The organism is Maribacter polysaccharolyticus (genome assembly GCF_028882255.1).
GTDB classification, from domain to species: Bacteria; Bacteroidota; Bacteroidia; order Flavobacteriales; family Flavobacteriaceae; genus Maribacter_A; species Maribacter_A polysaccharolyticus.
In genome coordinates, this window is record NZ_JARBUY010000003.1 from 608,148 (window position 1) to 632,287 (window position 24,140).

At 43.1% G+C, this 24,140-nt stretch carries 21 protein-coding genes; 5 read left to right on the forward strand and 16 right to left on the reverse strand.

Annotation, left to right across the window (positions count from 1 at the left end; genetic code table 11):
- The 13 genes from PHU20_RS12175 to PHU20_RS12235 form a co-directional block, all read right to left on the reverse strand.
- A complete protein-coding gene (locus PHU20_RS12175) occupies positions 1-735 on the reverse strand; it encodes an ABC transporter ATP-binding protein (protein ID WP_274825648.1) in 735 nt (244 codons plus the stop codon).
- A gap of 52 nt (positions 736-787) precedes the next feature.
- Entirely contained in the window at positions 788-1,690 is a 903-nt protein-coding gene (locus PHU20_RS12180; protein WP_274825649.1) for an ABC transporter ATP-binding protein, read from the reverse strand.
- 13 nt (positions 1,691-1,703) lie between these two features.
- Positions 1,704-2,600: an HlyD family secretion protein gene (locus PHU20_RS12185; protein ID WP_274825650.1), complete on the reverse strand. Its 897-nt coding sequence runs from the start codon at positions 2,598-2,600 to the stop codon at positions 1,704-1,706.
- Positions 2,601-2,628: 28 nt separating this feature from the next.
- A complete protein-coding gene (locus PHU20_RS12190; protein WP_274825651.1) occupies positions 2,629-3,915 on the reverse strand; it encodes a TolC family protein in 1,287 nt (428 codons plus the stop codon).
- Between the two features lie 28 nt (positions 3,916-3,943).
- Complete coding sequence (locus PHU20_RS12195; protein ID WP_274825652.1) at positions 3,944-4,546, reverse strand: TetR/AcrR family transcriptional regulator; 603 nt, start codon at positions 4,544-4,546, stop codon at positions 3,944-3,946.
- A 160-nt stretch (positions 4,547-4,706) separates the two neighbouring features.
- The gene (locus PHU20_RS12200) at positions 4,707-5,411 is read right to left on the reverse strand and encodes a sulfite exporter TauE/SafE family protein (protein ID WP_274825653.1); all 705 of its coding nucleotides are present in this window, start codon (positions 5,409-5,411) and stop codon (positions 4,707-4,709) included.
- Between the two features lie 2 nt (positions 5,412-5,413).
- Positions 5,414-5,860, reverse strand: a complete 447-nt coding sequence (locus tag PHU20_RS12205; protein WP_274825654.1) for a FixH family protein — start codon at positions 5,858-5,860, stop codon at positions 5,414-5,416.
- Between the two features lie 28 nt (positions 5,861-5,888).
- On the reverse strand, positions 5,889-7,310 hold the full coding sequence (gene ccoG, locus PHU20_RS12210; RefSeq protein ID WP_274825655.1) for a cytochrome c oxidase accessory protein CcoG: 1,422 nt from the start codon (positions 7,308-7,310) through the stop codon (positions 5,889-5,891).
- 31 nt (positions 7,311-7,341) lie between these two features.
- A complete protein-coding gene (locus PHU20_RS12215) occupies positions 7,342-8,292 on the reverse strand; it encodes a cbb3-type cytochrome c oxidase N-terminal domain-containing protein (RefSeq protein ID WP_274825656.1) in 951 nt (316 codons plus the stop codon).
- Entirely contained in the window at positions 8,289-8,483 is a 195-nt protein-coding gene (locus PHU20_RS12220; RefSeq protein WP_274825657.1) for a CcoQ/FixQ family Cbb3-type cytochrome c oxidase assembly chaperone, read from the reverse strand. Before PHU20_RS12220 ends, PHU20_RS12215 begins: the two co-directional genes overlap by 4 nt.
- A gap of 3 nt (positions 8,484-8,486) precedes the next feature.
- Positions 8,487-10,688, reverse strand: a complete 2,202-nt coding sequence (gene ccoN / locus PHU20_RS12225; RefSeq protein WP_274825658.1) for a cytochrome-c oxidase, cbb3-type subunit I — start codon at positions 10,686-10,688, stop codon at positions 8,487-8,489.
- A gap of 2 nt (positions 10,689-10,690) precedes the next feature.
- Positions 10,691-10,906, reverse strand: coding sequence for a cbb3-type cytochrome oxidase assembly protein CcoS (gene ccoS / locus PHU20_RS12230; protein WP_274825659.1), 216 nt, complete (start codon positions 10,904-10,906; stop codon positions 10,691-10,693).
- 75 nt (positions 10,907-10,981) lie between these two features.
- Positions 10,982-13,354 carry a heavy metal translocating P-type ATPase gene (locus PHU20_RS12235; protein ID WP_274825660.1) on the reverse strand — a complete coding sequence of 791 codons (2,373 nt, stop codon included), beginning with the start codon at positions 13,352-13,354 and terminating at the stop codon, positions 10,982-10,984.
- Positions 13,355-13,470: 116 nt separating this feature from the next.
- Here PHU20_RS12235 and PHU20_RS12240 point away from each other — a divergent pair, with 116 nt between their 5' ends.
- A complete protein-coding gene (locus PHU20_RS12240; RefSeq protein ID WP_420828677.1) occupies positions 13,471-14,172 on the forward strand; it encodes a Crp/Fnr family transcriptional regulator in 702 nt (233 codons plus the stop codon).
- A 150-nt stretch (positions 14,173-14,322) separates the two neighbouring features.
- Complete coding sequence (locus PHU20_RS12245; RefSeq protein WP_274825662.1) at positions 14,323-15,222, forward strand: universal stress protein; 900 nt, start codon at positions 14,323-14,325, stop codon at positions 15,220-15,222.
- Here PHU20_RS12245 and PHU20_RS12250 read toward each other — a convergent pair.
- Positions 15,219-15,443 carry a hypothetical protein gene (locus PHU20_RS12250; RefSeq protein ID WP_274825663.1) on the reverse strand — a complete coding sequence of 75 codons (225 nt, stop codon included), beginning with the start codon at positions 15,441-15,443 and terminating at the stop codon, positions 15,219-15,221. The genes PHU20_RS12245 and PHU20_RS12250 overlap by 4 nt on opposite strands.
- Positions 15,444-15,867: 424 nt before the next feature.
- Between PHU20_RS12250 and PHU20_RS12255 the strand changes: the two genes are divergently transcribed.
- The 3 genes from PHU20_RS12255 (at position 15,868) to PHU20_RS12265 (ending at position 21,013) form a co-directional block, all read left to right on the forward strand.
- Positions 15,868-17,025, forward strand: a complete 1,158-nt coding sequence (locus PHU20_RS12255; protein WP_274825664.1) for a homogentisate 1,2-dioxygenase — start codon at positions 15,868-15,870, stop codon at positions 17,023-17,025.
- A 367-nt stretch (positions 17,026-17,392) separates the two neighbouring features.
- Positions 17,393-19,462: a hypothetical protein gene (locus PHU20_RS12260; RefSeq protein WP_274825665.1), complete on the forward strand. Its 2,070-nt coding sequence runs from the start codon at positions 17,393-17,395 to the stop codon at positions 19,460-19,462.
- A gap of 213 nt (positions 19,463-19,675) precedes the next feature.
- Positions 19,676-21,013, forward strand: coding sequence for a sulfatase-like hydrolase/transferase (locus PHU20_RS12265; protein ID WP_274825666.1), 1,338 nt, complete (start codon positions 19,676-19,678; stop codon positions 21,011-21,013).
- A 149-nt stretch (positions 21,014-21,162) separates the two neighbouring features.
- Here the strand turns inward: PHU20_RS12265 and hutG are convergent, their stop codons facing one another.
- Positions 21,163-22,107, reverse strand: coding sequence for a formimidoylglutamase (hutG, locus tag PHU20_RS12270; RefSeq protein ID WP_274825667.1), 945 nt, complete (start codon positions 22,105-22,107; stop codon positions 21,163-21,165).
- 2 nt (positions 22,108-22,109) lie between these two features.
- The gene (locus PHU20_RS12275) at positions 22,110-24,134 is read right to left on the reverse strand and encodes a urocanate hydratase (RefSeq protein WP_274825668.1); all 2,025 of its coding nucleotides are present in this window, start codon (positions 24,132-24,134) and stop codon (positions 22,110-22,112) included.
- Positions 24,135-24,140 lie beyond the last annotated feature (6 nt).

Sequence of the window (24,140 nt, forward strand, 5' to 3'; positions counted from 1 at the left end):
TTATGCTAAGTTTCTTGCCAATTTTAAGAACACTTGGTCCATCGAATCCGCGTTGTATGTTGTCTTCAGGTTTTTGGGGGTATCCAAAGCCTCTATTTTTCCTTCGACCATAATCGATACCCGATTACAATATTCCGCTTCATCCATATAATGGGTGGTTACGAAAATCGTTTTGCCTTTGTCCGCTTCCCGATAGATCATTTCCCAAAATTGCCTACGGGTAATGGGGTCTACCCCTCCGGTAGGTTCATCAAGGAAAATAATCTGAGGGTCGTGTAAGAGCGATACCGAAAAGGCCACTTTCTGTTTCCATCCCAAGGGCAACGCACCTACAAGTTTGTTGGCTTCGTCGTGCAATCCCAGATCATCGATCAAGGCGTGGGTCTTTGTTTTGATATCCGCTTTATTAAGTCCGTAGATACCCCCAAAGAAAGTGATGTTCTCCTTTATGGTGAGGTCATTGTACAAAGAGAACCGCTGACTCATGTATCCAATGCTTTTCTTAACGCTATCTGCCTGGGTGGCAATATCGAAATTGGCGACAAGGGCATTGCCCGAGCTCGGCTTTAAAATACCGATCAGCATTTTCATGGCTGTTGTCTTTCCAGCACCATTTGCCCCAAGAAAACCGAATACTTCACCTTTACCCACATGGAATGAGATATTGTTGACCGCGGTAAAAGCGCCGAATGTTTTGGTCAGGTTTTCTACTTGTATGGCATTTTTCGTATTCATTCTTCGTTATGGGTCATCTGGTTCAAAATAGGGGACGATGCTTTTTGGGGTTTTAATCGGACAATTCCATGAACGTATCTTCGATCGTGGGGCCGGTTTCGAAAACCTCAATATTCGTATGATGGTTTTCTTTAAGGAAATGGGTCAAATCTTGGGTCCTGAAGGCCGTCGTATTGGGGGTGAAATGGATATATTCCCCAAAGGGATAAGCACTATGGGTTTGTTCATAAGCCCCTAAATCTTGAATCAGTTTAAAGGTTTTTGTTGATTTTACCTTGTATATTTTATGGGGAAAGGAAGCTTTTATGCCTTCTGGCGTATCAATGCGTAAGATCTTGCCATTGGTGATCAAAGCTATGTTGTCACAAAGCGCTGCCTCGTCCATATAGGGTGTCGAAACGAAAATGGTAATCTGTTGTTCTTGCAGTCGCTTCAACATTTCCCAAAACTCTTTCCGCGATACGGGATCGACACCTGTCGTGGGTTCATCCAAAAACAATACTTTGGGCTTATGGATCAATGCACATGAAAGGGCCAATTTTTGTTTCATACCGCCCGAAAGCCTTCCGGCCCTTCTGTTTTTAAAAGGTTCAATTTGAACATAAATGTCCCGTATAAGGTCGTAGTTCTCTTCAATGGTGGTGCCGAAAATCGTAGCAAAGAACCGAAGGTTCTCTTCCACGGTAAGGTCTTGATAGAGGGAGAATCGCCCTGGCATATAACCAACGGTGTTTCTAATGGATTTATAATCCTTTACGATATCATATCCGGTTACGGAAGCGGTTCCTTCATTGGGGAGTAACAATGTCGTCAAGATCCGGAATAAGGTGGTTTTACCCGCACCGTCAGGACCTATCAATCCAAACAACTCCCCGGATGGTACCTCTAAGGAAATATTGTCCAGGGCCTTTACCTGCTTATAGGACTTACTTATGTTTTTTACGATGATCGACATGGGTAACGGGAGTTTATTCTTCGTTATGGGTAATCCAAATTTCTGCGGGCATCCCTATCTTTAGACTGCCGTCATTTTTCACCAATACCTTAACGGCATAAACCAGGTTTACCCGTTCTTCCTTGGTTTGTATGATTTTCGGGGTAAATTCCGCCGTATCGGAAATCCATGAAACCGTACCTTGGTAGGATTTCATTCCTTCCTGAGCATCGATTTTTACCGTTACTTGGTTTCCGGGCTTCACGTCGGTCAATTGGGGTTCACTGATATATACGCGGAGCTCCATCACATTAAGATCGGCGATTTTATATAAGGGCTTGCCAAAGGCGGTTACTTCGTGAGGTTCGGCATATTTTGTAAGGACCGTTGCTTTTAACGGATTTACGATGATACTTTTTTTAATTTGATCTTCAATCTGTTGAATTTGTACTTCGATACTGTTGACCTCGGCAACGATGGGTGCATTTTGCGTCTCTATACTGATCATTTGCTGTTTCAGGACGTCTATTTGCCCAGTGATGTCGTCCAATTGTTTTTGGGTAGCGGCCTTTTCGCGGATAAGGTTTTGGATCCTTTTGAGGTCATTTTCCGCAACTTTCAATTGTTCTTTAAGCACCTCCCGTTGGGAAAGCACATTACGTGATTTGGAAAAAACACTCTTTTTAGTGGCCATCAATTGGTCTCTTTTTAAGGATAATTGTATCGTATCGACCACACCGACCACTTGGTTTTCTTGGAGTACTTGGCCTTCTTCCACATCTAAAAACAACAATTTGCCGGTTGCTTCGGACGATATGGTGGTTTCGGTGGCCTCGAAGTTTCCGTAACCGTCGGCTTTATCCCCATTGCCGTTGCAGGATACCAAACTGATTGCGATGATGAGTAGGGTCAATACGGTTGAATTTTTCATGGTACAGGAGTGTTTGATAAGGTTCGAATTAGTTGAGCCCATAAGTTCCGTTGGTTATTTGGTACGTTATCTGTTGCATTAACAGCTGTATCTTATGCAGGTTTAAATTGCTTTTTGCTTCAAATAGGTCGGTGAATTCGGCGATATAGGCCGAGGAGGTTATCATCCCGTTTTTTAATTGGGATACGGCCGTTTCAACCATTCTTTCCCGAATCGGGATGATTTCCCGGTCTATGGCCAAATACCCTTCCAACTTTTCGATTTCCGATCGGAGTTGTACAAGTTCGAGGTTCGTATTGAGTTCAAAAGCCGCTTCTTGTGTTTTAATGAGTTCTTTATTGAGGGCTAGGGCTTTACTTTTGGTTTTGTTCCTATTCCAATCGAATATGTTCCAATTCAATTTTATCCCTGTCATGTAAAAGGTGGTAAAGGAATTGTCTAGCATGTTCAATCCGGGATTGCCATAACCCCCTTGGGCGAAAACATTCAACTTTGGTAATTTTGTTTTTTCCAATTGTAGTACGGAAAAGTCGATTTCTTCTTTTTGTAGATCGAATAAGGTAAGTTCGGGTCTTCGGGAATTATTTTCTACCGTCAAGGTGACCCTTGGGGTTTCCAAAACGACGTCTGCCTTAAGATCGCTTCCCATTAAGAGGGATAGTCTTTTGATCAGACTTGTTTTTGAATGATCAAGCGCTATATATTTTTGTTTTATTTTCAAAAGTTCCACAAGAAGGGCATCTGCCGTGGAAGGAAGTAAAGTGCCATATGCCACTCCGGCCGAAACTTCATCCAGGCGTGACTGCAATTGTTTCTCTTTGGCCTCCAATAATAAGTGGTTTTCCTGTAAAAGCAGTATCGAAAGGTATACTTCATTGATCTTGTTTTTAAGGGTATAGAGATTGACTTCCACTTCCTGCAGTCCTACTCGCGCTTGACTTTCTTTGACCTTGGCCCTTGCTGCGATAAGTCCGCCATTGTAAATGGGTAGACTGGCATCCAAAGTGGCCTTGTATTGGTCTTTGTTTGCCGGGGTAACCGTGATGTTCGGGAGGTCAATGTTCAAATGGGTCACATCCGATTGATAGGAAGCTTGGGCGTTTATGTCGAATTGGGGTAGTTTTTCTTTACGGATCGCCGCGATATCCAAATCGGATTGTTCGTTCAGTACTGTTTTTTGGGCCGCCAAGGGGTGATTTTCGGTGACCTTATCAAAACATTCATCAAGGGTCAATAGGTGTTGGGCTTCGAGTTTCGGTACAAAAAGTAAAAGGAAACTGCCTATGCTGATGACTTTATGTAGTGAAATGTCCATTTTGAATTGGTTTGCTTTGTACTGATACTTAAGTTCTTATACTTTCTATAAACCTGTCCGCTAATTCGGTTTTGCGCGCTATGAGCAATTCGTGATAGTGGGTGTCGGATATATCGAGGATGACCTTGAACAATGTTTCCCCTACAAAGGGAAAGATGGTTAGTGAAAATAGGTTCAAAAGAAGTTGAACTGGGGGGATGTCTTTTATGTTTCCAGCTTTTATTTCTTCTTCGAACTGACGTAAAAGTGGTTTGGGATCGGGTTTGTTGGGGTGCGCCATAAGTTTTGTGGCAAATTGGGGGTCGTTGTTCAACTCGTGGATGATGAACGTGGGCAGATAGGGGTTTTCAAGGACAAAGTCGATATAGCTTGATGTGAATTGCCTTATCTTATCGTACACATTGATCTCCATTGCGAAAATAATGTTCATTTGTGGGGCCAGTTTTTGAAATGCCTTCATAAGAACGGCCTCGAACAGTTGTTGTTTGTTCCTAAAGTAATAATGCAGCATGGCTTTGTTTATTTGGGCTTCATCGGCAATTTCCTGCATACGTGCCCCGGCCATGCCCTTTTTTTGAAATACCGTTATTGCGGCATTCAATATATTTTGTTCCGTGTTTATGTCTTTCATTAACTATATGGTTTAACCAAGTGGTTAACAAAAGTAAAAAAATAATCGATCTCCAACACTGAATGGGGTTTTTATTCCCTTGAAGGGTGGTTTCAAGTCTTATTCGACCGGTATGGGTTCGTTAAAACCCAGGCGGGTGATCAAAATAGGGGGTAAAATACTAAGGGTGGCATTCCATAGTGCTGGAGGTCATGTTCGTGACGGGTTTTGGAGAAATATAGGGTATTCCCAGTCCAAGGCCCCTTAAAATGAACAATACCCCGATGATCACTACGAATACGGGAATGAGTTGTTGGATCTTTCGTTTTGCCGAGCGCTGTAAAAAACCGCTCATATAGATGGCGGTGGTCATTAGCGGTACCGTACCCAGTCCGAAAAGTACCATATAGAGTCCGCCTTTCAGGGTACTTCCCATGGCTATGGCCCCAAATAGCGCCATATAGACCAAACCACAGGGTAAGAAACCGTTAAGGAAGCCAATGGTCAGGAACGTATCGGGTGATTTTTTCTTCAATTCCTTGCCCAAGCGGCTTTTTATCCGCGATATGATCCGGAATAAGGGCTTCGAAAAATTATATGTATTGAATGATCTGTAAGGAATCAGGACAACGACGATCATTATAATGCCTATGATTATCGATAGTTTCTGCTGCATACCGAACACATAAAGCCCTTTGCCCAAAAGTCCGAAAACAAGACCGATCATTCCGTAGGCCAGGAGTCGGCCAAAATGGTACAGGGTAACCTGCAAGATTTTCTTAATGTTGTTATCCCTATCGACCGGAAGCATGAAAGCTATCGGGCCGCACATTCCCACACAGTGTAAACTGCCCATAAGACCCAATACCAGTGCAGATAATAACATGATTAATAGGTGATGCTTTTTTTGAATAAATAGGGCTTGTCAAGATATTCCCAAGAAATTTTAATGTCCCAGCGACCACCCAACAAACGATTGTCAGGTATGAGCAAATGTGTATTGGATAAACTTATGGGTAAGTCGAAATCCAAGTGCTTATTGGATGGTCTGTATAGGGACACAGTGCCTTTGATTTTCTTTAAGTCGATTTCTTTGGGAAAGGCGACGGTTAAGCCTTCCGGTTTTTTTTCAATAATTACTTTTGAGGAGAGGTTGTTGGCGTTGGTTTCGGCATCGATCTCATTTTGGTATTTTAACTCCTGCTTGTAATATTCTTCGGTGACCAGATCATGGTTGGCATGATCATCCATGTTCATACGTATTACGAAAAATAATATAAAGCTGATAAAACCGATAAATGCCAAGACAATCCCTGTTCCCCAATTGATCTTCATAATAGTCTTTCTTTATTGTTTATATCCGTTAATTGTAACTCCTTGGAGCCAAAAACCTGGCTGTAGTGGTTTCTATTAATTTATCTCCACTATAGACCCCTATTTTCAATTTGTCCTTATCCCCATTAAGGGCGGCATTGTTGATTTCTATGAATAAAGTACCTTCGGCCAGCCCTTGTGCCGGTACCTCAAAATTATTTTGGGTAACCAACTTTATGGTCCCTTTATGGGATAATAATTTAAAGCTGACATCATCAACCTCCCTAGTGGTCTTGTTGATCAATTTATAGGTAAAAACGTTGCTGATGATATTGTTTTCCTTGTGTTCGTATAATTGGCCAGGAAGTCTCAGTATGTTGGCTTCAAGGTCATTTCTTAAGAACAGCATACCTATTAGAATACCGGTCAAAATAAACAATACTGCCGAATAGCCTTTTAATCTTGGCGTGAATTTGAATTTTTCCTTTTTGGTGATCTCGTCCTCACTGGCGTAACGGATCAGACCTTTAGGAAGGTTTATTTTTTCCATAACCGTATCGCATTCATCGATACAGGCGGTACAGTTGATACATTCGAGTTGTGTCCCGTTTCGTATATCGATGTTCGTGGGGCATACATGTACACATTGTTTACAATCGATACAATCGCCATAACCCAAAGCTTCTCGGTCTTCGTTTTTCCGGAATTTTTTACGGCCATTCTCAGCTTCGCCCCGTTTATGGTCATAGGCAACGATAATGGATTTGTTGTCGAGCAGAACACCTTGCATTCTACCGTAAGGGCAAGCGATAATACAGACCTGCTCCCTAAACCAGGCGAAAATAAAATAGAATACCCCTGTAAATACCAAGAGTGCGACCAATGTACTAAGATGTACCAAAGGGCCATCGGTAATATATTCTATCAGCCTGTCGCTACCTATCAAATAGGCCAAGAATACATTGGCTATAATGAAGGATATGAGGAAAAAGACAATCCATTTGGTCACCCTTTTCCTTATTTTCTCGGCGTTCCAGGGTTGACGGTCCAAGCGCATTTGGGAATGACGGTCGCCATCGATCCAAAACTCGATGCGTCTAAAGACCATTTCCATAAATATGGTCTGGGGGCAGATCCATCCACAGAAAATGCGCCCGAAAGCAACGGTAAACAGTGCGATGAAAATAACGCCTATGATCATAGAGATCACGAACAGATGAAAATCCTGCGGCCAGAACGGAAAGCCGAATATATTGAAACGCCGTTCCAATACATTGAACATTAAGAATTGGTTGCCACCGATTTTGATAAAGGGCGACAATATCAAGAAAGCCAGCAAAAAATAACTTACAACTTTTCTATACGTATAAAATCTACCACTTGGCTTTTTGGGAAATACCCAAGCGCGTTTACCTTCTTCGGTTATGGTGCCTATGCTATCCCGAAAATTCTCTTTTTCCTGTTCTGCCATTGTCTAATCTTCTTTTGGGTAAAGAATATTATTAATTCACGGCCACTGTTACTGAATCGGTCGCTTGTTCTGGTGTTTGTTCTTGTGTTCCTTCCTTTGCAGGTGCATTCTCGTCTACCCATAGGTCACCTTCCGGTGCTTTGGGGTTAGCGGGTGTGGTTCCTTGTAAACTAAGTACATAACTGGCTATCTGGGCTATTTCCGCAGGTTTGAAGTTCGATTTCCAGGATACCATTCCCTTACCGTCACGACCTCCTTCGGAAATGGTGTTGAAGACATTTTTGATGCCCCCACCCAGAATCCAATGGTCATCGGTCAGGTTGGGTCCGATACCACCACCACCATCGGCCATGTGACAAGCTACACAGGTGGTTTCGAATATGGCCTTACCTGCATTCAAATCGGAAGCATCGGTCAATAATTCCACCGTATTGGCATCGACGAGGTCCTTGGCGGTTCTCTTGTATTCCTCAATGGCCAGATTGGCGGCGGCAACTTCTTGTTCATATTCCAATTCTTGGTCGTAATCCCCATATATATGGAAACGGACCAAATACACCACGGCAAAAACGGCAGTGGCATAGAACATCCATACCCACCAAGGGGGTAGGTCGTTGTCCAATTCCTTTATGCCGTCATAATTATGGTCGAGTATGATCTCGCCTTCTTCCTCAATGGGTTTGTGGGCGGTCATTTTGGCCCAAACTTTTTTGCCCCAAGGCCATTCCCACTGTTTTGCCTTTGCTTCCAGGTAGCGTTGTTTTCCCTCTTCACTTAAGGTTTGGAACATGACGCTTTCGATGGACTTCAATATCACTTCCATGGCAATCAATATCAAGAGTACCATCAACATAAAGAATTGTGTAATGGGATACTCGAAAATTGCCAGTTGTTCTCCAGAGTCTATAAAGTACTCCATCAATCCGAAAATGATGAAGAAGGTTACGGGGATCCTGATCCACCAGGGTGACATATTTTTCATAATTCTAGTTTATTGTTTTGGTTGTTATCTTCTAAAGGGAGTGCGCTTACCTCATCAATGTATGCTTTGCGAGCGGTGAATACCCACCAAAAAAGCAATGCAAAGAAGACAAAGAATATGACTAACGATATCAAGGGATAGGTGGTTACCCCATCAATACTTTCCAGGTGACCTTTTATGAATTTTAGCATGGCTTACTCGTTTTCGGTTAATAATTCCCCTGTTTCCTTTACTTTGATGTCGGTACCCAAACGCTGCAAGTAGGCGATTAAGGAAACGATTTCACGATCCTTCATTTCCACAAAATCCAATCCGTTCTCTTGGGCGTATTGTTTATCGGCCTCATAGGATTTTACAAAATCGGGATCGGCGTAAAGATTTTTCTCGATTTTTGTCGCTTGTGCGTCCATTAGCTCAAAGGCATTGGCGATCTCTTCTTCGGTGTACGGGACCCCTAGGCTCACCATGGCTTCCATTTTCGTCTGAATGGCACTGCGATCATGTTCATTGATGACCAGCCATCTATAGGCGGGCATGATAGAACCCGATGACGTACTTTGTGGGTCGTACATATGGTTTAAATGCCAGTTGTCGGAATATTTGCCTCCAACCCGTAATAAATCAGGACCGGTACGTTTACTGCCCCATAGGAAGGGGTGGTCGTAAACGAACTCCCCGGCTTTGGCATATTCCCCATAACGTTCTACTTCACTACGGAATGGGCGAACCATTTGGGAATGGCAGCTAACACAACCTTCACGTATATAAAGGTCCCTACCTTCCAATTCCAATGGGGTGTACGGTTTTACGCTGGTTATGGTCGGGATGTTCGATTTTACCATGATGGTCGGTACGATTTCGATCATACCGCCGATAAGAATGGCCACTGTGGCCCATATCGTCATTTGTACCGGCTTACGCTCCAACCAGGTATGTAAAGTTTCACCGGCAGTTCTCCTGCTCGATACTCGCGCCAATGCGGGAGCTTCTGCCAATTCGTCTTCTACTTTGCTTCCGGATCTTATGGTCGCGATAACATTGAAAACCAAGGTGAACATACCTAGAATGTACAAGCTACCACCTATGGCCCGCATCCAATACATAGGAATGATCTCATGTACGGTTTCCAAGAAGTTTCCGTAGGCCAAGGTGCCGTCAGGGTTGAATTCTTTCCACATCAAGGCTTGTGTAAACCCTGCAACGTACATGGGCAAGGCATATAGAATAATACCCAAGGTTCCTATCCAAAAATGGAAGTTGGCCATGCCAAGGGAATGCAATTTGGTCTTGAACATTTTAGGGACCAACCAGTAAATCATACCAAAGGTCAGGAAGCCGTTCCAAGCCAAAGCACCGACATGTACGTGGGCAACGATCCAATCGCTAAAGTGGGCAATGGCATTTACGTTTTTAAGTGAAAGCATTGGACCTTCAAAGGTTGCCATCCCGTAACCGGTAATCGCAACGACCATGAATTTTAAGGTGGGATCTACACGAACCTTGTCCCAAGCCCCGCGCAAAGTCAGTAATCCGTTGATCATACCACCCCATGATGGTGCGATCAGCATAACGGAAAAGGCAACACCCAAGTTCTGTGCCCAATCGGGTAAAGCGGAATACAACAAATGGTGTGGTCCTGCCCATATATAGATAAAGATCAAAGACCAAAAGTGGACAATCGAAAGTCTATAGGAATAGACCGGTCTATTGGCTGCTTTAGGGACAAAATAGTACATAAGTCCCAAGAAAGGGGTGGTCAGGAAGAAGGCTACGGCGTTGTGACCGTACCACCATTGTACCAAGGCATCCTGAACCCCTGCATAAACGGAGTAACTTTTTAAGGCGCTTACCGGAAGTTCCAGACTATTGAAAATATGAAGTACGGCAACGGTCACGAAAGTGGCTAGATAAAACCAAATGGCCACATATAGGTGGCGTTGCCTTCTTTTGAACATCGTACCGATCAAGTTTACCCCGAAGGCCACCCATACTACGGCAATAGCGATATCAATGGGCCATTCCAATTCCGCATATTCCTTGGTAGAAGTATACCCCAATGGAAGTGTAATCGCTGCAGCGACTATGATCAATTGCCAGCCCCAAAAGTTGAACTTGCTCAAGAAATCGCTGTACATACGGGCTTTTAACAATCGCTGGGTAGAGTAGTAGACCCCTGCGAATATGGCATTCCCTACAAATGCAAAAATCACGGCATTGGTATGCAAAGGCCTAAGACGACCAAAACTTAACCATGGGATACCATCGGTGACATTGGGGAAAAGAAACATGAAGGCGAGCAAGAGCCCCACGGACATTCCCACAACGCCCCAGAAAATGGTCGCATAAAGGAAATTTTTTACGATTTTGTTATCGTAATAGAATTGTTGTACTTCCATAATTACAATTTTTGACTTTGTTTTAGTTGGTTTGTTTTATTCTTCTTCTCTTTGTTTTTGGATGGGACCTTCTTAACTATCTCATCTTCAAATAGCATACGCACAGAGGGCGTATACGAATCATCGTACTGCCCGCTGCGAACGGAAATTATAAAAATCGTGAAAAAGACTATAGCAACGACAAGGCTAATAGCCAATAACACATAAATAACACTCATACCTTACCTGAAATTCGACTCAAACATATGTATACACCTTTGTGCATACTATGATATTTGTCATGTTTTTTTACATTAATTTATTTTTCTTCCTAAGGCATTTGTGGCCAGCGTCGTGAACCCAACTACGCTTATGGAGCTCAAAGGCATTAGAATGGCTGCAATAACCGGTTCTAACTGCCCGGTAACGGCAAAATACAAACCGACAACATTATAAACAAAGGAGAGTAAAAAACTCAGTTTAATGATTTTCATTGCTTTTTTTGAAGTCAGGATATATTGGTTCAGTTCTTTGAATTTTGAGGCGTCTAGTATGCCATCGCATGCCGGCGAAAAAACGTTGACATTCTCCGATATGGCTATTCCCACATTGCTTTGTGCCAAGGCACCGGCATCATTGAGTCCGTCCCCGACCATCATCACCTTTTTACCCTGCTCTTGGAGCTTCTGGATAAAATGGAGTTTATCCTTGGGTTTTTGGTTGAAATACATGGGGGTCAGCGGAGGTAATAGGTTCTCGAGCCTGTTTTTTTCCCCTTCATTGTCCCCTGATAAAATGGCAAGATCCAAATGTTGCCCCATGGCTTTAAAAACATGGGATAGGCCATCCCTATAATGGTTATGGAAAACAAAACGACCTTTATAGGTGTTGTTCGAGCTAATATGCACCGATGTTGTTTCTGTCTCTTGATCTGTGGTATTGCCAACAAAATCGGCCGACCCTACCTTGATCGATCCTTTATCTTTTTGGCCTTCGATACCTTTGCCCAAATGTTCTTGAAAATCATCAAGGGGTACGATATTGTGTTCGGCCAACATATCGTATAATGTTCGGCTCAGGGGGTGGTTGGATGCCCGTAAGGTGTTCTTCAATAGGGATTCTTCGGCTAGGGACAATTGCATGCCTTCATAGGTGGCACTGCTTTTTTGGGTAGTGGTAATGGTGCCGGTCTTGTCAAAAATCGCAGTGTCCAATTGTGCCAATTGCTCAATGGTCTGTGTGTTTTTCAAATAGAATTTCTTGCGGCCAAAGATCCGAAGCATATTCCCTAGGGTAAAGGGAGCTGCCAGGGCTATGGCGCAAGGGCAGGCGATTATAAGCACGGCCGTAAAGACATTCATGGCCTTGCTGCTGTCATGATACAGCCAAAAGGCGGTGGTTATGAAGGCTATGGTCAAAACGGCCCAGGTAAAACGCTTTCCGATACTATCGGTCAAGGTTTGGAACCTACTTTCCTTGTCCTGGCTAAAAACGGTGCTGCTCCAAAGTTGGGTCAAATAACTTTGTGAAACGGTTTTCAGGACATCCATTTCAATGGCGCCGTCCAATTGTTTGCCCCCTGCATAGATCTTGTCTCCCGATGCTTTGAAAACCGGCTCGGATTCGCCGGTGACAAAACTATAATCGATCTGTGCCTTACCGTTGATAAGGATGCCATCGACCGGAATCAGCTCCTCATTCCGAATCAGTAGTCGATCGCCTTTTTTGATATCGTATACCTGCACGGTCGCTTCCTTGCCATTGTCGATCTTGGTCACGGCAATGGGGAAATACGATTTATAATCCCGCTCAAAGGAAAGGAAGGAATAGGTTTTTTGTTGGAAGAACTTGCCGACCAAGAGAAAAAAGATCAGTCCGGTTAAACTGTCAAAAAAACCAGACCCCCAATCAAAGATGATGTCAACGGTACTTCGGAGGAACAGCGTCAAGATACCGAGGGCGATGGGTACATCGATATTCATGATTTTTGAACGCAGTCCTTTATAGGCCGAAACCAAATAATCTTGGCCTGCATAAAAAACAACGGGTAAGGAAAAAGCGAACATCAGCCAGCGAAACAAAAATTTGTATTGATCGAGCCAAAATTCATTCACCTCAAAATATTCAGGAAAAGAAAGGAACATCACATTCCCAAAGGCAAATCCCGCTACTCCCAATTTATAGATCAATCCACGATCTACATGCTTCTTGCCTTTGTCAAAATCATCAAGGGAAATATAGGGTTCATACCCAATGCGTGCCAATAAGATGACCAAGTCCTTCAGTCCTGTGGTTTGCGGATTAAAAACGATACGCACTGTTTTTTTGGGGAAATCCACTTGAGAACTACTGATCGAGGGATTCAGTTTGTTCAGGTTTTCCAAAATCCATATACAGGAACTACAATGGATGTGGGGTATATGAAGATTTATGATTTGAAGGTTGTCCTCATTGAATTCCAATAGTTTTTCGATGATCTTTTGGTCGTCCAGAAAGTCATATTTGCTTTCAACCTCTTTAGGGGTCGCCCCGGCAGCGGATTGCAACTCGTAATAATGCTCAAGGTCGTTGCTGGAGAAAATTTCGTATACCGTTTTGCAACCATTGCAACAGAAATCCTTCCCATCATATACGATGGGATTCCTGCCACAATCGTCACCACAGTGATAACATTGGACCTTATCCATTAACTCTTGCTTATACCTTTAACAAATATCGATAACTTTAATGAAATATTATATGATAATTGTCACCTTTTCAATATTTTTATACCATATTTAGGAAAGTCCAAACAACATTAATTATGGATGAGGGAAATCATAGCAGGTGTGAAAACTGTATTATAAGGCAGTTTAACTCTTTTCGTGCCATGAGCAAGGCGGAGTTAAAGAAGGTTTCGGACACAAAGGTCACAAAAAAAGTCAAGAAAGGGGAAGCCCTTTTTGAAGAGGGGGATAAACTGGACGGGGTTTTCTGTGTCAGGGATGGTATTTCCAAACTATCAAAATTAAGTGCGAACGGAAAAGATCAGATCGTAAAATTGGCCAGCAAAGGAGAGGTCATGGGACAAAGGTCCGTGATCGCCGAAGAGTATACCAACTTAAGTGCCGTGGCTGTCAGTGATATGGAGGTCTGTTTCATTCCAAAGGATAGCATTGTGCATACCCTCAATAGAAATCCCGATTATGCGGTTGAAATATTGCGACATATGGCCCATGATCTTAAGGAGGCCGATGATGTCATCGTGAACATGTCACAGAAAACCGTGAAGCAGCGTATTGCCGAAGCTTTCCTGTACCTTAAAAGCAATTATGGGGAAGATGAACAAGGCTTCCTTGTACTTACACTTTCCCGAGAGGATATCGCCAACGTAGTCGGTACCGCTACGGAATCGGCCATACGGATCATTTCCGAATTCAAGAAGAAAGGGATGATCAAGACCTCGGGTAAAAAAATTGGGGTTTTGAACGAAAAATTGCTCCAAGAACTTACGGAAGGCTTTTGAAACCTTCATTTTATTTCCTGTTTTTTTCTAAATACATCCTTCAAACATCCTTATTATAAGGGGGTTGTGACTTTTTGTAAAAACTGATATAAGTCATAGTTTAGGCTCCTACCTTCCGATAATTTTACACCAAAATAAAAATTGATTGGAATGAGAAATATATTATTGCCTACGGACTTTTCTGAGAATGCTTGGAATGCAACCAAGTATGCGATTGAATTGTTCAAGGATGAGAAATGTGTTTTTCATCTACTCAACACCTATACCCCTGCTATTGTAAGTAGTAGGTTTATGGCGACCCATGTAGGACATGCACAGGAAAAGAACGTTCGTGAAATTTCTGAACAGGGACTGGAGGAAGTGGTTCGTAAAATCGGGAAAAGTTATAATTTCCCAGGGCATACTTATAAGACCATTTCGTCTTTCAGTCTTCTTGTCGATGAAATAAAGGATATTGTGGAAAGGGAAGGGATCGATATGGTGGTCACCGGTACCAAAGGGGCTTCAGGGTTGGATGAGGTCTTTATGGGAAGTAACACCGTGCGTATCATTAAGTCCGTAAAGAACTGTCCGGTATTGGCGATTCCGCAATATTTTGAGTATATAAGTCCAACACAAATCGCCTTCGCGACCGACTTCAATAGGTTTTATTCCCTTTCGGAATTACAGCCGATCATAGATTTGGCCAAGGCTTTTAAAGCGGCCATACGTATTGTTCATGTGCAATATGAGATCAAGGCGTTGACCGAGATCCAAATGTTCAATCTGAATATGTTGCGAAAATACCTCAATGAGGTGGAACATTACGTACATACGGTTTCAGAACTGAACTCGGTTTCCAAAACCTTGGATGTGTTCACCAAAGAATTGGATATCCATTTGATGGCCATGCTGAATTACCAACATAGCTATATGGAAAAAATGACCCGGGAGGCTGTGGTCAAGCGTATGGCTTTCCATACCCAGATACCCTTATTGGTCATTCCCGAACTCGGTATGAACGCACCGAGAAAATCTTCACTGAACAGAAAAAATGCCGTAATGGATTAGTTAGATCGGCCTATGGGGTGATCTTCGTAAAAATCCTTGAAAGTCTTGGTCGTGGTATACTTATCGGTCAAGACCTTGTAAACCATATAAACTACCATGAATTGCCCCAATACGGTAACATAGAATACCCAATTGAAAGGGAAGTTCATGGTGGCCATTATCGTTAAGATAACCAGGGTAATGGTGGTATTGGCGACCCAGAACATTGCCGTGTTTTTCATGTTTTATTCTTAAGGTACGAAAAATCGGTTTTTTCATAAGTTAATAAAAGAATAAAAATGATTGATCGTCTTTTTTAACCGGATGTATAATTACATCAATTTCGATAAGGCGGCTCGATTGATCGTTAGACCCTATAAAGTGAAAGAATAGCTTTTAGAATTGTTCCGAACTGTATCAGGAATACGAAAAACCTTTGTATATTTGCATTGTTGTGTTGAGCTTCGATTTCGGTCGGGGCTATGGTGAAAATGTCTTAGGGCATTATCCAATGAAAGGCTTTCCTAATTCTGGGAGGCTTTTTTTATGCCTTTTCCCGAAATATCGGCCCATATAATGAAAAGGCGATCCATAATTCACGGGATTGTATTTTATTGGCAGGATAGATTGTCGTATTTTTAATAAGTACAACAAAATCATGCAATTATGCCTCTATATCATACATTGGGGGACATACCCCATAAACGACATACTGTTTTTAAAAAGGCGGATGGTTCCTTGCATTATGAGCAGCTCTTCGGGACTATTGGTTTTGAGGGGATGTCATCATTACTGTATCACTTGAACCAGCCTACGATGGTAAAAGCGGTGGGTGTACCTAAGGATATTTCCCCAAAAGCAGCGGTAACCTATAATATCACATCGCGATTATTGAAAGGGTTCCAAGTTGAGCCCGAGGATGATTTTTTGGAAAGTAGGAAGGTTGTCCTTTTCAATTCCGATGTGAATGTGGGTCTTGCGGCACCAAGGAAATCAATGACCGATTATTTTTATAAAAATGCCGATGCCGATGAATTGTTGTTCATACACAAAGGCAAGGGGACATTAAAAACATTCTTGGGGGAGATAGCGTTTGAATATGGGGATTATATTTTAATCCCTCGGGGGATGATCTATCAGATCCAATTTGATTCGGAAGACAATAGATTGTTGGTCACCGAATCGTATAGCCCCATCTACACCCCCAAACGATATCGAAATTGGTTCGGACAGCATTTGGAGCATTCCCCATTTTGTGAGCGCGATTTTAAACTGCCCCAAAATTTACCCACACATGATGAAAAGGGTAAGTTTGTGATAAAAGTCCAAAAACAAGGGCAATTGCACGAGCTTGTATATGCTTCGCACCCTTTTGATGTCGTGGGTTGGGACGGGTATAATTATCCCTATGGTTTTTCGATCCATGATTTTGAACCCATCACGGGACGGGTGCATCAACCCCCTCCGGTACATCAAACATTTGAAACCAATGCATTTGTGGTTTGTTCCTTTGTACCTCGCATGTATGATTATCACCCACAGGCCATTCCGGCACCCTATAACCATTCCAATATAGATTCTGACGAAGTACTGTATTATGTGGACGGGGATTTTATGAGCCGAAAGAATATCGACAAAGGGTATATATCATTGCATCCGGCAGGGATACCCCATGGTCCGCATCCGGGGACTTATGAGGCAAGTATCGGCAAGGCCAAAACGGAAGAACTGGCCGTTATGATCGATACTTTTAAACCGCTAAAGCTTACTCAGGCCGCATTGGATATTGATGATAAAACGTACTATAGGTCTTGGTTGGAGTAGTCATGGGCATCGATTGGTTTTATTCCGTTAATTCGGGTCAGCGTTAAGGCGGTCAGGGTCCCATGGAAGGATATCCATGGCCTTATTGTGGAATATTGCCCTCTCTTGGTTAGGTTTTGGTATTTAGAATGGTGATTTGGTTATAACTATACAAAACTTGCTTTTAACAAAGCTGAAATTGTTTAAAAACCAGTTATCTTTGGGGTTTCGTTTTTTATGAAGTCCCAAGAGTGGTCACACTGCAAATTTTTGTGGGTTGTACAGCGGGGCCGGTTATACGAATTACGGTTTACAGGGTATTGGCTTTTATGGGTAATATTCCCTTTTGAAAATTATGTTTTGAAGAATGTTTTAATATAAAACACCTATGACAGATAATATACTTATTGAAAATCAATACAAAAGAACCAGTTTGTTCGAGAAGGAAAACGTGAATTATCTGGTTCGCGTTTTAAAAAGATTCAATACCGTCCCGAAGATAAACAACATCAATATCATTGCCTCCAATAGAAAGCCCGATCTATTTGAAATTGTGCCGAACAAAACGATCAAAATCGGTACGTTGTTTTTGGAAAAGCCTGTCCTTGCCTTGGTTTATTTAAGATATGGCATTGAATGGCAACTTTGGTACAAAGCTTTGGGTAACGATAAACGGGACACCCTTTTATGTGATGTCGCTGCATTGGAAGTAACACGCATATTTTATGATCTATTGCCTAAAACCGATAAGGAAAAGCTGGAATCGGTCGATGATTATTTAATTGGTCTGATCAAGAAAAATGAAGGGTTGAATGCCGAGTCTTTAGTGAAATATGAAAAGTTGCAGGCTTACCACGGATTGAATAGTACCCAAAAGGAATTCAAGGAATCTTGGAGGCCCATCGTGGAAAACCTGGCAAAACCTACGGAGTACTTATTAATGGCAGGTGGCGATCTTAGGTTGAATATCGATGAAATCGATTTGTTGAATAAATACGGATGCCGACCATTCCCCAGACCGGAAGCATTTACTTTTGCCTCATCAACGGCAACGAGTGTATCGAATTTTGCTTTTGATAAAACGGACAAGGTCAGAAGTATCCTTATCAGGGATAGTTTAAAAAATGGATTTAAGAAAACCACCATTGCGTTTTCCGAATTGTTGAAAAACAATCTCAGGAAAATATTTAAATTATATGATGGGTGTGAGATCATTTTTTCACCCTCAGGCACCGATTCGGCACTTCAAATAGCGGCCATAACCCAAATTGTATCCAAAAGTGACATTACCCATGTCCTTGTGGCTTCTGATGAAACCGGGAGCGGGGTGCCCGCCGCATTGAAAGGATGCCATTTTGAAAACACCACGGCCTTGAACCATCCGGTAAATAAAGGGGATAAGATCGAGGGTTTTAGGGATGTCGATGTTATCAAAATCACCTTTAGGGACGAACAAGGGGCCTTAAAATCGACCAAACAATTGGACGAGGAGGTATTCAATGCCATTTCCAAAACCAATGAACTGGGGCGACATGTTGTTTTGCATACCATGGATCAGTCCAAATTGGGCTATCAATCCCCTAGTGACGATCTTATCCGAAAATTGCATACGCTTGATAAATTGTCAATGCAGATCATCGTGGATGGCTCTCAACTCCGGTTAGATCCCAAAGACGTAAAAAAATATTTGAATAAGGGGTATATCGTTACCATAACGGGAAGTAAATATTTTACGGGCCCTCCTTATTCAGGGGCCTTGATCTTGCCAAAAAGTGTCGGTGAATTGGTGCATTCCGTAAAAGATAAGCTACCGGAAGGTTTGACCAAATATTACAATCATTCCGATTGGCCAACTTCCTGGTTCTGTTCAAACGATTTGCCCAGCGGATATAATTATGGTTCCTATATGCGTTGGAACGCCGCGATGGTTGAAATGGATAGATACTTTAGGACACCGATCCTATACCGGAATATGGGCATCGAGATGTTCTGTAATTTTGTGGAGGATTCCATTAAAGATGCGACTTTTTTAGAACCGATATACGGGAGTGAAACGAAAACCAACAGTTTTGACAGTGAAGAATTCGGAATTCGGAACATACGTACCATTTTCCCTTTCTTTATCCTAAAGGATAATGAACCCTTAGCGATCGATAAGGTCAAAAAACTTTATACGTTGTTGAATTCCGATTTGTCCGGTCAATTTCAGGATTCCCCTTTGGAAACCATTAGGCTTGCAGCCCAAAAATGCCATATTGGTCAAGCGGTCAGTGTAAAATATGATGCTATTGACAGTGCTGTTTTAAGGATCAGTTTGGGTGCAAGGGTCATATCCGAAAGTTGGGTCAATAGGGATGTCAGCCTCTATTTTAGGAATATAGAGATACAAATGGATCAAATCACCGTAATCATCAAAAAAATAGAATTGATCCTCAATACGCCTGGGTTGTTGGATTGATCAGGAAGGTCTATCTTGTTCCAAAGGCTGTTTTTTGAGACTCCAGTGCGACCTTATGTCAACTTCTTAGGCGTAGGTTTGGAAAAGGTAAGGTCTATGTATTCATCCCGTTGTTACTTCTGCCATCAACACGAAGGTTATGCGGGATTGTGAGGTAAAGTAAATGGGCCAATTCATAATAACCGCGGGAATAATTCAATTTAAATGATCAATATGTTGAAAAACACAGGACTGCTCTTGATCGTTGTTTGTCTATTATCATGCACGGACAAGAAGGAAGTCGGGCCCAAGATGCCCAATTTCGTTATCATTATGGCAGATGATTTAGGGTACGGGGATATTTCATCTTATGGCAATCCATTAACACAGACCCCCAATATCGATCAACTGGCCAAGGAGGGGACACGGTTTGTTGATTTTCATTCCAATGGGGCGGTATGTAGCCCGACCCGTGCAGCATTGATGACCGGCAAATACCAACAGCGAACCGGGATTGAGGGTGTGGTCACTTCAAAAAACCATAGGGATGTAGGTCTTCCATTGGATGAGATTACCCTGGCCGAGGAATTGAAAAAATACGATTATACCACGGCCATATACGGGAAATGGCATTTAGGGTATTCAACGGAATTCAATCCTTTGGAACAGGGGTTCGACCATTATGCGGGCTTCGTCAGTGGGGGAGTGGACTACCATGCACATATAGACCAAGAGGGTTACAAGGATTGGTGGAAAGGGAAAAAGATGGAGGATGAAAGTGGTTATACCACCGATCTGATCACCCGATATGGTGTTGGGTTCCTTAAGGATAACAATCCCAAGGTAACGCACAAACCCTTCTTTTTGTACTTGGCACACGAGTCGCCCCACAGGCCGTATCAAAGACGTATTGACAGGGTATTGAGGGAAGTCGGTAAACCGGGTAACCTTTTTGCCCAAGATAGTATCCAGGATATTTACAAGGAGATGGTCGAGGTTATGGACGAAGGGATTGGCGATATCATGGATACCCTCAAGGAAATCGGGGCGTATGAAAATACGGTAATCATATTCTTGTCAGACAATGGAGCCAATAGTTATGGAAACAATGGGGTCTTAAGGGGTTTTAAAAACCAGGTTTATGAAGGAGGTACAAGGGTGCCCGCGATCATTACCTACCCCGGGCACATTAAGCCAGGGACCATAAATGCCGAAACCGTGCTTACGATGGACCTACTTCCTACCGTTCTTGATTTTATAGGTAAGAAGCCCGAGGCCCATACCATTGATGGGGTCAGTATAAAAGACAACCTGATCAACGAAACCGACTTACAGGAAAGGGATGTGTTTTTTGATTATGGCAATAAAAGCGCCATACGTAGGGGGAAATGGAAGATGCTTCGAATCAAAGAGGGGGAGGACTTCATATATGATCTTTATGATCTGGAGAATGATATTTCTGAGAGTGAAAATGTCGCACTGGAGCATCCGACTTTGTTAAACGAAATGAAAAACAGGCTTGCGCATTGGGATGTTGAAGTGAGAAAAGGAGTCCAATTAGTGACCCATTAATCACACGATGTATGGGCCGGATTAGGTTCTGCCCCATCCAAACCATTGGTAAAAGGTTGCCTTATTGCCGATGGTCATGGGTATCGTTCGGACCTGAAAATCCCCAAAACCCTTGAAAAGGGCATTTTTTGTCTTGCCTATTTTTCCTTTTAGAGTTTGCGCATCACCAGATGTACCAAGGAAGCCGCCAGTTTGGCGGTTTGATGGTCAATATCGTAGGTGGGGTTCATTTCCGCAATATCCAAGGACAACAATTTCTTCGACCTGATAAGGATACTCAAGCAATGCATGACGATATCGGGGGAAAAACCCATAGGTGATGCGGCGCTGACCCCAGGGGCATAGGCCGATGAAAATCCGTCCAAATCTATGGTCGTATAGATATAATCGACCTTGGATATGAACTTGTCAATGGTTTTTGTGACGGTTTTTAAATTGTGGAAACTGAATTGACTGTTCCTTAGAAAATCCACATTCAAATCAATGGCCTTTTCAAACAGTATTCTGTCATTGGAATCCGGTCGTATGCCCAAGCAGAGGTATTCAAAGGGCATGTCTTCATCTTGGCAATCCTGGGCAATTTGATAAAAAGGGGTTCCGGAATTAGGACCGTCTTCGCAGTTCCGAAGATCAAAGTGGGCGTCAAAATTGACGATGCCGATGGTTTTCCCTTTACCTACATGCGCCAATAGTCCTTTGTAATGGCCATAGGCCATGTCATGACCTCCGCCCAATACGATGGGAATGGCCTTTTGTTTCAATAGCTGGGAAACTTTTAGAGAAAGCGAGTTATGTGCCGCTTCGATATCCCCATCCTTACATTCGATGGTGCCGCAATCAAAGGTTTTGCGTTCCGGGGCCAAATGGTTCGGCATTTTCCCGAGTTGGGCCCTAATGGCATCAGGTCCGGCGATGGCCCCGATCCTACCTTGGTTTCGCTTAACGCCTTCATCACAAGCATAACCCAATAGGGCTATCGAATTGGGAGTGACCTTTTCAATCGCACTACACGTTATTTTTTCATGCATGTAAAGTTGCTGTCCGGAAATCCTTCCCGACCAGTTTTTTTGGGTTGGTTTTTTAAATGTAGCCATAATCAATCGAATATATTATCCAATAATCCTTTTTCAACTAAATTAGGTAATGTTACCTTAAGTTCGGGCGTTCGCTCCATTTCCCGTTTAATGGCAAAAAGAGCTTCTTTGTTTCGGGCCCAACTTCTTCTCGAAATACCGTTGTTGACATCGTAGAACAACATGTTCTTGAGTTTTTTTGAAGCTGCATCCGATCCATCCAAGACCATCCCGAAACCCCCATTGATGACTTCGCCCCAGCCTACTCCCCCGCCATTGTGGATCGATACCCATGTGGCGCCCCTAAAGCTGTCCCCGATGACATTTTGTATCGCCATATCGGCAGTGAATTTACTGCCGTCATGGATATTGCTGGTTTCCCGAAAAGGGGAATCGGTGCCACTTACATCGTGGTGATCCCTTCCCAAGACGATGGGCGCGGATATCCCACCTTTTTTTATCGCTTGGTTAAAGGCCTCGGCGATACTGGCGCGACCTTCGGCATCGGCATACAAAATGCGGGCTTGGGACCCTACCACCAATTTATTCTCTTCTGCTTCCTGGATCCATGTAATGTTGTCCTGTAGCTGTTGTTGAATTTCCTTTGGTGCTTCTGTCTTGATCTGTTTCATGATGGTCAATGCGATGGCATCGGTCTTGCTGAGGTCTTCAGGTTTACCAGAGGTGCAGACCCAACGGAAAGGCCCGAAACCATAATCAAAACACATGGGCCCCAAAATATCCTGAACATAGGAGGAGTATTTGAAATCGATGTTGTTCTCAGCCATTATATCGGCCCCCGCACGGGACGCTTCCAATAAAAAAGCATTTCCGTAATCAAAGAAATAGGTGCCTTTGGCAGTATGGTTATTAATGGCGGCAACCTGTCTTCGTAACGATTTTTGCACCGCGGCCTTAAAGGCTATGGGGTCTTTGCCCATCAAATCGTTTGATTCCTCAAAACTCATTCCGACAGGGTAATACCCCCCCGACCAAGGATTGTGCAACGAGGTTTGGTCCGATCCCAAATGCACGAAGATGTCATTGGCATCGAAGGCTTCCCATACATCCACAACATTTCCGATATAACCCAAAGACACCACTTTGTGGGCGGCAATGGCCTTTTGGGTCCTTTGTACCAGTTCGTTGATATCATCGATCAATTCATCTACCCAACCTTGGGTGTGTCTCTTTTTTGCGGCGACCGGATTGATCTCGGCACAAATAGTGATACATCCGGCAATGTTACCGGCTTTCGGCTGCGCCCCGCTCATTCCCCCCAATCCGGCGGTCAAGAAAATTTTGCCTTTGGGCGATTCGTTTTTCCGTAACACCTTTCGAAAGGCATTCATTACCGTAATTGCCGTACCGTGTACGATACCTTGGGGTCCAATGTACATGTAAGATCCAGCGGTCATTTGTCCATATTGGGTCACCCCAAGTGCATTGTATTTTTCCCAATCATCGGGTTTTGAGTAATTGGGAATCATCATACCATTAGTGACAACCACTCTAGGGGCATCTTTAGAGGAGGGGAAAAGACCCATGGGGTGTCCCGAATAGATATGCAGTGTCTGCTCCTCGGTCATAGTGGCCAAATAGTGCATGGTCAACAGGTATTGCGCCCAATTTTGGAAAACCGCCCCATTGCCGCCATAGGTAATCAATTCTTCGGGATGTTGGGCAACCGCGGGATCCAAATTGTTCTGGATCATCAACATAATAGCCGCCGCTTGGGTGCTTTTGGCCGGATATGCGGAAATGGGTCTTGCATGCATCCCATATCCCGGGATAAAACGATACATGTATATTCTGCCGTAGGTGTCCAATTCATGGGCAAACTCCTTGGCCAATTCGGGATGCCAGGCTTTAGGGAAATACCGAAGTGCATTTTCCAAGGCCAGTTTTTTTTCCTGTAATGTAAGGATGTCCTTGCGCCTTGGGGCGTGACTGATCGTGGGGGTCCGTTTTCTTTTCTCGGGTAAAACTTCCGGGATCCCCTGAAGGATTTGGGATTTAAAATCCGATGCGACCATATTGTTTTTCATCTTTTA